The organism is Streptomyces sp. NPDC002994 (genome assembly GCF_040611155.1).
Lineage (GTDB): Bacteria > Actinomycetota > Actinomycetes > Streptomycetales > Streptomycetaceae > Streptomyces.
On the sequence record NZ_JBEXNQ010000010.1, the window covers coordinates 160552 to 171971 of the forward strand.

Here is an 11420-nt window from a genome sequence, read left to right on the forward strand (position 1 = left end):
ACCCCTCACTCGTCCTCCCGCATGCCGGGGGACGGGTTAGGGGTTCCGGCATCTGTCCGCAACAAACCCGACACTTGCCGGTCCTATGGCGTGGTTCGGGCATGGGAACGCGACTAACCCCGCACTTGGTGAATCTCGTCGCCTCTTCAGTCCCACACGTCTCGGGTGTTTCGCTGCCAGGCATCACGGGAGTGTTTCGACCCATGGGGCCCCGCGCAGCCGTGCCGACTCCCCTGGTGGGCTCCTGTTGGCCGCAAGGCTTGGCGTGGTTGGCGTGGCGGGTTTCGTGCGCGGCCTGCGGGTCGACCCGTCAGCCGGCCGACCGCTGCGTGGGTGCTCGTGTGCGTGGGAATGGGGGTGTCGCACCAGCGGCCGTTCCCGCAGTCGCTGAGTCTGGGGCCGCACGCCCCCTAGAGCTCATGCGCCCCACCCACCGGCCGCCGCGCGGCAACGGTGAACGGCCACTCCCCGGACCTCCCGTGGGCTCCCCCCGGGGGCCGCCCCCCAGAAGCATTGCGGCGGAGGGTCGGCGGTCAAGGGGGTAGCGGAGCGGAATCGCCGTAGGCGACGCGACGCAGGAGCGCCCTTGAGGGGCGGGCCTCCGCCGCCACACTTACATGTGGCGGCCCCCACGCCAGAAGCAACCAACGCCCCCGAACGCCCAACGCCCCGCCCTCTACAGCCCCCGCTCCAACAGCGTCACCCCGTACGAACCACCGTCCGGGCCACCGCACTTGAACGGCTGCTCGCCCACCACCCGGTACCCCGCCCCCTCGTAGTACGTGCGCAGCCGGGGATTCGACGTCAGGCAGTCCAGTCGGCACAGCTCCCGCCCCGCCTCCGCGATCCGCCGTTCCGCCCGCGCGAGCATGACGCGCCCCAGGCCGGCCGGTGCGGTCGTACGGTCGGTCATCAGCCGGTGTACGTACCCGGCGACCGGCGGCTGCACGCCCCACGCCGGCTCGTCGTCCCACCACAGTTCGTACGCCCCGACACTCACGCTATTTACTTCAGCCAGCCATACCTCGCCCTCCTTCATCCGCAGCCGGAAGTGCTCCTCGTCCTTCCCGCCCGGCTGCCACTGCTCTATGCCCCGGCTTCGCATCCACCGGGCGGCTCCGTCGTAGAGGGAGACCAGGCCGGCCGCGTCCTTGTCGTCTCCGGCGTCCGCGATACGGAACTTCACTTGCGTCGTCATGCGGATCACCGTAAGGCTGGCCGGGACAGTCCCTGATCACGAACCCTGGTCACGAACCCTGGTCACGAACCCCACCCGGAGTGCCGCCCATGCCGCAGATCACCGTCGACTACTCCGAGCAGCTGGCGGGCGCCTTCGACCGGCGCGGTTTCGCGCTCGCGCTGCACCCGCTGGTCGTCGACGTCGTCGACACCCAGCTCGCCGCCTGCAAGACACGCTTCCGGCGCGTCGACGAGACAGTGGTGGCCGACGCGGCGACCGGTCACACCCTCGTGCACATAGGCATCGCCCTCCTGCCCGGCCGCGCCCCGGAGCTGAAGGCGCACCTCACGGCCGCCGTCCTCGACCTGGTCGCCCAGTACGTCAAGCCGGTCGACGGGGCGACCGATCCGCACCTCTCCGCCGAAGTGCGCGACCTGGAAGCGTCGTACCGCAAGCGCTGAGTGACCAAGGGGTACGGGGGCATCCGTACGGTATGACTCTCAGCGAGCAGCAGCTCAAAGGGCCCCCGCGCCGCACCCGCCTTCCGTGGTGGGCCAAGGTCGCGGGCGTGGGTGCCGTGCTGGTGGCGCTGCTGCTCGTCGCCGGCAGGCTCAGTCTCCTGCCCACCCTCGACGACGTCTTCGGTGAGGAGACGCACGACCGGTCGGGCCCCGCGCTCCTGAAGTCCATCCAGGACATGAGCCGTTACGAGGCGGCCTCCGGCAATTTCCAGGTCGTCGTCGACCTGGAGAAGGACGCCAAGTTCCTCCCCGACGCCATCCGCGGCACCCGCACGCTGTACGTCGGCGCCGGCACCGTCGGCGCGTACGTCGACCTCGGCAAGGTGGGGGAGGGGCAGGTCACCGTGAACGAGGAGCGCACCGCCGCCACCCTCCGGCTGCCGCACGCGCGGCTCGGCAAGCCGGCCCTGGACGCGGACCGTTCGTACGCCGTCTCCAAGGAGCGAGGGCTGCTCGACCGGCTCGGGGACTTCTTCTCCGACAACCCGGCCGACGAGCGCGCCGTCAACCGCCTCGCCGCCCACCACATCGGCGAGGCCGCCAAGGAAAGCGAACTGGCCGCACGCGCCGAGAAGAACACCACCAGCATGCTCCAGGGCCTGCTGCACTCGCTCGGCTTCACGGACGTCACCGTCCGCTACGGCTAAGGCGACGGCTAAGGCGACGGCGGGCGCTGACCGGGTACGGTTCCCGACTCCGACTCCGACTCCGGAGCCAAGGCGGCCAGCCGCACGATGAGATCCCCGAACAGCCCGTCGGCCGGCTCCAGCGCGAGGATGTCCAGCAGGATCCCCGCCATCTCCGTGTCGTACGCCGCACTCACCGCCGCCAGTGCCGCGAAGTCGTGCACCAGCTGCAACTCCAGCTCGGCGCGCGGGATCTCCCGCCCGTCCAGCCAGATCAGCGCCGTCGACTCGGCGAGCGACACCCATGACCGTACGACCATCGCCAGCCTGGCCGGGGGATCGGTGATGCCGAGGTGCGTGAGGATCTGCTCGTACGCCGCCTGGCGCACCTCGTCGATCATGGCGTTCGTCGTCGATGAACCGACCGCCGGGCCGCCCCGCATCAGGGCGGAGAAGCCGGGCCCGTGGTCGTCGACGAAGTCGAAGAAGCGCCCCATGACGCGCAACAGCCGCACACCCAACGGCCCTTCGCGCGGCTCGACGAACCGCGCGGCGAGCTCGTCGGCCGCCCGCCGCAGCGCGGCCTCGTACAGGCTCTGCTTGCCGGGGAAGTAGTGATAGACGAGCGGCCGCGAGATGCCCGCCGCGGCCGCTATCTCGTCGATCGACACGTCTTCGGGCGAGCGGTGGCTGAACAGCTCCAGTGCCACGCTGATCAGCTGCTGCCTGCGTTCCTCGACGCCCATTCTTCGGCGCACCCCGGTCGTCATACGAGCAGCGTAACCGTCGCCGCTCGTTACAGGTCCAGCACCAGACGGTCACCGTGTGCCCGCGAGACGCAGATCAGCATGGAGTCGTCACGCTCGGAGTCCGTCAGGAGCTCGTCGCGGTGGTCGATCTCGCCCTCCAGGACGCGCTGTTGGCACGTACCGCAAAAGCCCTGCTCGCAGGAGTACGAGACGCCCGGCACCTCGGGGCGGACGGCCGCCAGGACCGTGCCGCCCGCGGGGACGGTCACGGTGCGGCCGGTGCGCCGGAGTTCGACCTCGAAGGCGCCGCCGGTGCCGCCCGAGGGGTCGCCCGCGGTGAAGCGCTCAAGGTGGAGGGTGCAGCCGGCGGGGAGGGAGTCGGTCACGGCGGCCATCAGGGGCTCGGGGCCGCAGCAGTAGACGGCCGTCCCCTCGGCGGCGTCCGCGAGGGCGGCCCGCACGTCGGGGATGCCGTCCGCGTCCTCCGCGACGATCGTCACGCGCTCGGGGGCCGCCAGCTTCTCGATCTCGTCGATGTACGGCATCGAGGCGCGGCTGCGGCCCCCGTAGAGGAGCGTCCAGTCGGCGCCCGCGGCCTCGGCGGCGCGCAGCATCGGCAGGACGGGCGTGATGCCGATGCCGCCCGCGACGAAGACGTAGGACGGCGCCTCGACGAGGGGGAAACGGTTGCGGGGGCCGCGGATCTCCACCTCCGAGCCCTCGTGCAGCTGCTCGTGGACCTCGCGGGAGCCGCCCCTGCCGTCCTCGATGAGGCGGGTGGCGAGGGTGTACGTACTGCGGTCGGCCGGATCGCCGCACAGGGAGTACTGGCGTATCTGGCCGGACGGCAGGACCAGGTCGACGTGCGCGCCGGGCGTCCAGGCGGGGAGGTCCGCCGTGTCCAGCGCCTCCAGGTGCAGTTCGACGACGCCGTCGGCCGGTGCGGTGCGGCCGGTGACGAGGAGGCGGAGGGAGGCGGGGGCGCGGGAGCTGGGGGCGCGGGAGGCGGCTCGGGTGCCGGATACCGGGTTCTCCAGGGCCGGCATCGGCCACAGTGGTGAGCGCCGGATGCGGCGGCGCAGGGCCCGCTGCGCCAGCAGGGCCGCACCCGTGGCGAGAACGATCGTGCGTACGCGGGGCATGTCAGGAACCTCCGGTGGTGGCGGTCCGGCCGGTGGCGGCCGGTGAGCTCGCGAGGTAGGCCACGGCCTGGGCGGTGCTGGCCTCCTGCGAGGGGTGGTACGTACGGCTGAGGTAGCGCGGGACGGAGCGGATGATGTCCCCAGTCGCGGGCAGCACGCCCTGCCGCCCGCCGCGCACCAGGTCCTTGAAGGTGGCCTTGCCTTCCAGCAGCGTCGGGTCGTTCTCCATGAAGAACCGCGAGCCGCGCTGCCAGAGGAAGACCAGCGCCGTGAACGCGGTCGCCCAGGTCCTGACCCGGCGGCGGTAGCTGCCGTCGACGTGCAGGAAGAGTTCGAAGGCGACGGAGCGGTGCTCGACCTCCTCCGCGCCGTGCCAGCGCAGCAGATCGAGCATCGTGGGGTCGGCGCCGCGCCGGTCCAGTTCGTCCGCGTTGAGCACCCAGTCGCCGAGGAACGCGGTGTAGTGCTCAATGGCCGCGATGATCGCGACCCGCTCCATCAGCCACCACTTGCGCGCCTTGCCGGGCGGCAGGGTGCGGTCGCCGAGGAGCTTCTCGAAGAGCCAGTCGACCTGGGCGGTGTACGGCGTCGGGTCGAGCCCGAGCTTCTTCAGGTGCGGCAGTACGTCGTCGTGGGCCTGGGAGTGCATGGCCTCCTGGCCGATGAAGCCGATGACGTCCTCGCGCAGGCGGTCGTCGTGGATGTACGGCAGGACTTGCTTGTAGACGTGCACGAACCAGCGCTCGCCCGCCGGGAGCAGCAGGTGCAGCACGTTGATGGTGTGCGTGGTGAACGGGTCGCCCGGGACCCAGTGAAGGGGCGTGTCGTCCCACGCGAAGGCGACCTTGCGGGCCTTGAGCGGCGTCCGCTCGGACGCGATTGCGGCGGGCGTGGGCCGCTGCGGCGTATTAGACATGGCGTCAATGTACTGACGGGTACGACCTTGGCAACAGGGTCGTGCGGCGGGTTTCTTTGCCCGAAACCGGGGCTCCGCCCCAGACCCCGGTCCTCAAACGCCGGACGGGCTGATGCGGCCGGGGGTGGCTGGGGCTCCGCCCCAGGCCCCGCTCCTCAAACGCCGGAGGGGCTGGAGGGGTGTGGCCTACCGCAGCGCCCCCACCCGTTCCCCGCTCTCCACCCGTCCCTCCAGGTCCGCCTGTGCGCCCGCATTCGCCCGTACCGCCAGCAGATTGCCGCGTGCCGTGCCCTCCACGCCGCCCGACGTGGTGACCGACCTGAACTGCCCGCTTCCCGCCGCCAGTACGTACCAATTCCCGCCCCGCGACTTCCACAGCACACCCGCCAGCACCCGCGGATCCCGCGCCCCGCACGCCGGCGAGTGCTCGGCCCGTGCCGCGATCGCGCCCGGCGCCCCCGCCTTCGCGGACGGCGCCTGGAACTGGGCCAGCACCCTGCTGCCCGTGCCCCGCCACGTCTCCGCGCGGGTGCAGAGCCAGGCGGCGGTGCCGTCGCCCTCGGGGAGGGGCTGCTGGGCGTACGCCCACAAGTTCACGCTGCGCACGCCATGCGAACGCACCGCCGGCAGCAGGCACGCCGTACGCGCCCACCGCGCCCGCTCCTCCGGGCCGCTCACATCGCGGGGCGCGGACGGCGGGCCCGACGTCAGCCGGGCCGGGGCCAGCTCCCCGAGGTCGGTCATCAGCCGGGGGCCCGCGTCGTCGCGCAGTTCGAGCGCGTCCCACGAACGGCAGTCGCGCGCCTGCGCGGGGCTCGTGAGCGGGTCCGTCACACCGTCCCGGGTGCGCTTCAGGGGTGCCGGCACGCCGGCCGGGTCGAGCAGGTCCCGTACGGAGGCCGTACGCACCCAGGGGGCCGTCAGGTAACGGACGTTGCCGTCCGTGCGCCCCACCACCAGCGCGTTCGCCGCCGCCGCGTCCGCGCCGTCCACACGCGCGAAGTCGAGCGCCGCGCCCGCCGTGCCGTCCCGGGGCTCGGCGTACCGGACGACGCGCAGGCCGTCGTACAGCAGCACCACCTTCGCCCCGTCGACGTCACCCGCGAAGAGCAGCTGCGGCGGGCCCATCGGGGGGCCCACCGGCGTCGCGGGCGTCGCGGAGGTCTGCACGGAGGGGCCCGGCCTGGCCCAGACGGCGAGGGCCCGGCGCAGCAGTGCGTTGTCGGAGGCGAGGTTGCCGCGGGCCGGCCAGGCGGAGAAGTCGGTACGGGAGGACCGCTTCCACACGTCGGCGGCGACCCGGACCGTCTTCGACGGGTCCAGCGCGCGCTCGGACGCCGGGTTACGGGCATACGCGGGCGCGGCCGCGCCGTCAGGCCCCCACCCCTCGCCCGGCAGCCCGAGCAGCGCCCCGCACACCGCCACGGCGGCCGCCGCGGCGAGCGCGGCCTTGGCGTGCTGCCTGCGCCGCATCAAATCCGTCGGCCTGGCCTGGAGGGAGCACGGGTCGAACTCGGCGGAACCCAGCAGCGCCGCCACGCTCGCGCCGCCCGGCGCCTCGACCCCGTCCGCCTCGGCCAGCGCCGCGTGCGGGTCGGCGGCCCCGGCGGCGGTGAGCAGCTGCGCCACCTCCGCGTCCTGCATACGCTCCAGGCCGCGCAGTACGTACGCCGCCCGGCCGGGGCCGCCGATGGCCGACAGCCGCTGGTCCAGGGCGAGTTCGTCGGCCCCACCGGAGCGCGGGAACAGCCGTAGCCCCCACACCTGCGGCAGCAGTGGCGGCAGCTGCGCCCGCTTGGGCCAGGCCTTGCGCCGCAGCGGCAGCCCGGCCTCCAGCGCCTGGCGCAGCACCCGCTGCCGTACGTACGCGTACCCCGGATCGGCCGAGGCGCCACCGGGGCGGCGCGGCAGCGGAACGGAGACACCCGGCGTCCGGCTGCGCGGCAGGGAGCGCTGCACGAGCGAATGGGCGGTCAGGACACGGCGGTTGCGGCCGAGGTGCGGCGGCAGCACGAGGTACGCCAGCCGTACCAGCCGCGGATAGTGCTCGACGAGCGCGGCCTCGGCCTGCTCGACGTCGACGGGGGCGACGGGAGCGACGGGGGCGCTGGGTTCTAGGGGCCCTATGGGCTCGATGGACTCGGGGACAGGGCGGCTGGGGACAACATCCTGTGGGCGCACGTTCAGCAAAACGAGCGAATCGTCGGATGGTCACCTCGCGGCCCCGGCCCCGGCCCCGGCACGGCGAGCGCGCACGCCGTGCCGGACCCAGACATTGGGTTCTGCGTAGACCGCGTGGTCATGCCTGGTGTCGCAGTGCACCGACACCAGGGCGCCGGGCACCTCGATGTCGCCGTCGTGGGAGCGACCTTCTCGATGGTCCCGCCGGCTTTGACGTGGACGCGCAGCCAGGGGTCGGCCGACAGCCCGTCAGCGCGCCGTTGGAGGAGGTATTCGGCTCGGCCGCTCGGCGAGCGGGGTGATCCGGATGTGGATGCTGTCGATGTCTGTCACAGCGGGGCACCTTGTCACAAGGGCATCACCAACGGCCGTAGCTTTACGCTCAGTTGTCCGGCGACCGAACCCCTCAGGCCGTACCCCACCCACTGAACTCAACCGTCCCCCGCACCCCACTCCCCCCATGCGCCGCGCTCATGAACATCCCCGCGTCCTGAACGCCTGCCGCCCCCGGAACAGCCACCCTCGCGACCGTGCGCCACGTCGTGCCGTCGTCCGTCGAGCACGACCCCGTGTACGACCCGCCCGCCCGCGACAGCCGCAGCAGCACCGGTGCCTTCACCCCGGTGATGCGCTGGTAGGTGTCCAGCGTGCCGTCGCCGTTCGTGTCGTACGACAGCACCACACCGTTCGCCGGAGTCACCGCGAGGTTGAGGAAGCCGGGCGACCCCGGCGTCGCCAGGCTGTCGCGTACGGCGATACCGGCGCGCGCCCACGGCCCCGTCACCTCCTGCGCGTCCACCCGCACGGTGACGCCACCGCCGTCCCGCAGCGCCCCCTCCCGGTACAGCACGCCGAATTCCGCGGTCGCCTTCCACAGGTCCTGGCCGCCGCCGTTAACCCCGTACCGGTCTTCCAACTGGCCGAATACCGCCCCGTTGTTCGTGTACGTCCGCCAGCCCTCGGCCAGCGGCCCCGCGACGTACAGGTCGCCCCGCTGGACGGTGGTCACCCGGGCCTCGCCCTCCGGACCGTACGCCGTACTCAGCTCGTAGGGCAGCGGCTTCAGGGGGCCGTTGAGCGGCCCGGCGGGAGCCTTCGCGCGCCACGACCTGCTGCCCGTGCCCGCCGCCGGGACGGACGGCAGCGACTGGGGGCCCTGCGGCTGCGCCTCGACGCCCGTGAGCGCGAAGTCGACGCGGCCGGTCGCCCGCAGCCCGTTGACGTTGCGGAAGGCGGCGGTGAGCAGAGCCGAACCGCCGGGCGGGAAGGCGGCCGGGGCGGCGGTGACGGTGACCGTGCCCTGGTAGGGCGCGCGGGCCAGCACGTCGTGGACGCGCCGGGCCGTGCGGTACGCGTCGTTGGGCGCCCGGAGCGGGTACGTCTTGCGCTCACGCGTCCACGGCTCCTCGGCGGCGTACCAGTCGAAGGACTTCGGCGCGCGGTTCGCGGCCAGCGCGTCCTCCAGCTCGTCCAGGTACGCCTGCCACTGCGGAAGGTGGAAGTCGCCGATGAGGCCTTGCCAGTCGCGGTTGGCGTAGTTGGCGAGGCGTCCGGCGTCGGCGGTGGGGCGGCCCGCCCAGGTGGTGACCAGGACGCGCGCTGTGCGTTCCAGCTGCTCCGACTCCGCCGGCGAGGACGCCAGGCGCTTCGCGTCCTCGATCCACGGCCCGAGAAGGAACGCGCGGTGCGAACCCGTCATGTCCTCGCTCAGCCGCATCAGCTTCAGCCAGAGGGCGGACAGGGCACGGAAGGCCGTCAGGTCGCCCCGGCCGTACGCCGCCTTCAGCTGCGGCAGCAGCTGCCAGGAGCGGTTGGCGAGTGCCTGGCGGCCGAGGTCGGTGAGGTCGTAGCGGTACGCGTCGGAGCGGCGCAGCGGTTCTCGTACGCCCAGCAGCGCGCCCAACGCCTTGTCGAAGTCCGCCGGGTCGAAGGCGGGCGTATGCGTCGAGTAGTGCGTGCCGGAGGCGGCGGACAGGCTCGGGCGGGACGCGAAGACCGAGTCGTGCGGGCGGCCGTCGCGGCTGGTGATGCGGTACGCCGTCTCCCGCAGCGCGGCGAAAGCGGCCCGCGCGTCCGCGTCCCGGCCGCCGTAGCGGAGATCGGCGTACCCCTCGAACCACTCGTCCCGGTCCACGGCCTCCCTTCGCCACGCCAGCTCCGAGAACAGCTCCAGCGCGGCCGGGTCGCGCTCGGCGGCCTCCGGCATGTAGGCGGTGCCGGCGAGGGCGGAGCCGGGGCGGTCGCGCCAGGTGGTGAAGCGCTCGGTCCACAGGTGCGTCTTGGCGCCGATCGTCGTACGGCCGCCGAAGTTCGGGATGGTGCCGAAGGCGTACGGCGCGCCGCCCCAGTCCTTCTCACGGTCGGTGACGGTGTCCAGGTCGGACAGGCCGTCCACCACCAGGAGGTGGTTCTTGTCGAGCGCGTCGAGCAGGTCGCGGCGCGGGTTCGCCTGCCAGCCGAGGATCATCCAGGTGGCGCCGGGGCGGGAGGCACGGAGAGCCGTCTCGACCGCTCGGGCCGCCTCGGGGACGGGCACGTCGCCCGCCGAGCCGCCCTCGTGGAGGAGGTCCATCTTGAAGTGCTGGAGCGGGCCGAAGAGTTCGTGCTGGTGGTGGTAGAAGGACGCGGCGACCTCCCGGAAGGACGCCGTGCGCGGGTCGAGCCAGTCGGGGCGGCGCAGGCCCGCCCAGTCGCCCTGCGGGACGGTGCGGGCGCCGGGGTTGCGGGCCGCGAAACCGTCGGGGACGGTGCCGAAGTAGCCGGGGAGCACCGGCTGCATGCCGAGCTCGCGCAGGCGGTCGGTGATGCGCCGGCCGAGGCCGGCGCGGGTCGCGATGAGCTCGGGGGAGAGGGGGCCGCCGTACGTGCTCATGTTCTGCAGGAGCCACCACGGCTGGTGGGAGGGGGCGGGCAGCCAGGTGCGGGCCTCGATGTCGGAGTAACCGAAGTCCTTGAGGAGGCGGTGGTAGACGGCCTCCTGCCCGGTTGTGACCAGCACCTCGTTGAAGCCGTGCAGGGCGAGTACGTCGATCAGGCGCTCCCAGCGGGGCCAGTCGGCGTACGGCGCGGTGTAGCCGTCGTGCGTGTCGTTGAAGACGAAGCGGTGCGGGACGGTGGCCGAGCGCTCCAGGGGTGTTCGGGGTGCGGGGAGTCGGCGCGGGAGGTCGAGCTGGTTGCCGGACCAGGAGATGTGCGCCCCGCAGACGTACTTGAGGTACCAGTGGACGCCGGTGAGCGCGGCGGCGGGGCCGGTGGCCGCGACCTCGATGCGGCCGGTGGTGCCGCCGACCCGGAAACGGTCGTTGCCGTCGCCGCGTTGGAGCGTGGTGAGGTGGAACTGGCCGGCGTGCTCCGGGAGCAGCCGCTCCAGGGCGGCGCGGGCGGGGGCGGTGGCGGTAGGGGGTTCCGGTGCGGCCATGGCTGGGATGTGCCCGCCCACCGCGGCTCCGACGCCGATGGCTCCGGCGGTGCCCAGCAGCGTACGGCGCGACAGACGGTCGGTCATCGGGGGTGCTCCTCGGTGGGGCGGCGACGTCGACAGGGGCGTACCGGGCGCACGTTAATGACGGCGTGGGGGCGCAGCAATGGGGCGTGCGATGTGTTCGTATCCACCCCACCGTGTGGCCCAACGGGGCACGATGGGCAGATGCGCAACCAACGCCGACGTACAGCGAATGCCGCCTCAGCCATAGCCTTTCTGGCCCTGCTCGCCGCTGGCTGCGGCGCGGGCGGTGACGAAGAGAAGCCGGTACCGGAAACGGCCAGGGGCAGCCTGGAGCAGCTCGCCAAGAAGGTGGAGTGCGAGCCGAACATCCAGACGGACGCCAAGGAGCTGCGTCAGGCGAACTGCAAGACCGGCGACGGCCGTTACGTGCTGGCCACCTTCGCGACCGACCGCGGACAGCGCGAGTGGATCAACGAGGCCAAGGACTACGGCGGGGCGTACCTGGTCGGCAGGAAGTGGGTCGCGGTGGGCGACCAGAAGGTGGTCACAGCGCTGCGCGGCCAGCTCGGTGGGACGGTGGAGACTTCCTCGCACCACTCTGGGGACAGTGGCAGTGGGGGGAACGAGGAAAAGCACTCCGGTCACCACGGGAGCTGACCG

General features: G+C 72.6%; 9 protein-coding genes and 1 pseudogene. 3 read left to right on the forward strand and 7 right to left on the reverse strand.

Annotated elements, in window-relative coordinates; genetic code table 11:
- Window positions 1-676 precede the first annotated feature (676 nt).
- Window positions 677-1198: a GNAT family N-acetyltransferase gene (locus ABZX79_RS16045; RefSeq protein WP_355256864.1), complete on the reverse strand. Its 522-nt coding sequence runs from the start codon at window positions 1196-1198 to the stop codon at window positions 677-679.
- Between the two features lie 89 nt (window positions 1199-1287).
- Here ABZX79_RS16045 and ABZX79_RS16050 point away from each other — a divergent pair, with 89 nt between their 5' ends.
- Both ABZX79_RS16050 and ABZX79_RS16055 read left to right on the forward strand, forming a co-directional pair.
- Window positions 1288-1641 (forward strand): isomerase, encoded by a 354-nt coding sequence (locus ABZX79_RS16050; RefSeq protein WP_355256867.1) that lies wholly within the window; start codon window positions 1288-1290, stop codon window positions 1639-1641.
- 32 nt (window positions 1642-1673) lie between these two features.
- The gene (locus tag ABZX79_RS16055; RefSeq protein ID WP_355256870.1) at window positions 1674-2348 is read left to right on the forward strand and encodes a DUF4230 domain-containing protein; all 675 of its coding nucleotides are present in this window, start codon (window positions 1674-1676) and stop codon (window positions 2346-2348) included.
- A gap of 8 nt (window positions 2349-2356) precedes the next feature.
- On the opposite strand, the gene ABZX79_RS16060 is transcribed toward ABZX79_RS16055, so the two are convergent.
- The 6 genes and pseudogenes from ABZX79_RS16060 to ABZX79_RS16085 form a co-directional block, all read right to left on the reverse strand.
- A complete protein-coding gene (locus ABZX79_RS16060) occupies window positions 2357-3097 on the reverse strand; it encodes a TetR/AcrR family transcriptional regulator (protein WP_355256873.1) in 741 nt (246 codons plus the stop codon).
- A gap of 26 nt (window positions 3098-3123) precedes the next feature.
- Window positions 3124-4218 carry a PDR/VanB family oxidoreductase gene (locus ABZX79_RS16065; RefSeq protein ID WP_355256876.1) on the reverse strand — a complete coding sequence of 365 codons (1095 nt, stop codon included), beginning with the start codon at window positions 4216-4218 and terminating at the stop codon, window positions 3124-3126.
- Between the two features lies 1 nt (window position 4219).
- Window positions 4220-5134 (reverse strand): metal-dependent hydrolase, encoded by a 915-nt coding sequence (locus ABZX79_RS16070; protein WP_355256879.1) that lies wholly within the window; start codon window positions 5132-5134, stop codon window positions 4220-4222.
- Between the two features lie 186 nt (window positions 5135-5320).
- Entirely contained in the window at window positions 5321-7315 is a 1995-nt protein-coding gene (locus tag ABZX79_RS16075) for a hypothetical protein (RefSeq protein ID WP_355256881.1), read from the reverse strand.
- A 30-nt stretch (window positions 7316-7345) separates the two neighbouring features.
- Window positions 7346-7575 (reverse strand): annotated as a pseudogene (locus ABZX79_RS16080) (N-acetyltransferase); the annotation flags it as partial.
- Window positions 7576-7721: 146 nt separating this feature from the next.
- Entirely contained in the window at window positions 7722-10820 is a 3099-nt protein-coding gene (locus ABZX79_RS16085) for an alpha-N-acetylglucosaminidase (protein WP_355256884.1), read from the reverse strand.
- A gap of 141 nt (window positions 10821-10961) precedes the next feature.
- Between ABZX79_RS16085 and ABZX79_RS16090 the strand changes: the two genes are divergently transcribed.
- On the forward strand, window positions 10962-11417 hold the full coding sequence (locus tag ABZX79_RS16090; protein ID WP_355256887.1) for a hypothetical protein: 456 nt from the start codon (window positions 10962-10964) through the stop codon (window positions 11415-11417).
- Window positions 11418-11420 lie beyond the last annotated feature (3 nt).

What these genes read in the sequence shown, in the direction of transcription:
- ABZX79_RS16070 (WP_355256879.1), bottom strand. Translation starts at nt 5,134, where the DNA reads ATGTCTAATACGCCGCAGCGGCCCACGCCCGCCGCAATCGCGTCCGAG.
- ABZX79_RS16065 (WP_355256876.1), bottom strand. Translation starts at nt 4,218, where the DNA reads ATGCCCCGCGTACGCACGATCGTTCTCGCCACGGGTGCGGCCCTGCTG.
- ABZX79_RS16090 (WP_355256887.1), top strand. Translation starts at nt 10,962, where the DNA reads ATGCGCAACCAACGCCGACGTACAGCGAATGCCGCCTCAGCCATAGCC.
- ABZX79_RS16050 (WP_355256867.1), top strand. Translation starts at nt 1,288, where the DNA reads ATGCCGCAGATCACCGTCGACTACTCCGAGCAGCTGGCGGGCGCCTTC.
- ABZX79_RS16055 (WP_355256870.1), top strand. Translation starts at nt 1,674, where the DNA reads ATGACTCTCAGCGAGCAGCAGCTCAAAGGGCCCCCGCGCCGCACCCGC.
- ABZX79_RS16060 (WP_355256873.1), bottom strand. Translation starts at nt 3,097, where the DNA reads ATGACGACCGGGGTGCGCCGAAGAATGGGCGTCGAGGAACGCAGGCAG.
- ABZX79_RS16045 (WP_355256864.1), bottom strand. Translation starts at nt 1,198, where the DNA reads ATGACGACGCAAGTGAAGTTCCGTATCGCGGACGCCGGAGACGACAAG.
- ABZX79_RS16085 (WP_355256884.1), bottom strand. Translation starts at nt 10,820, where the DNA reads ATGACCGACCGTCTGTCGCGCCGTACGCTGCTGGGCACCGCCGGAGCC.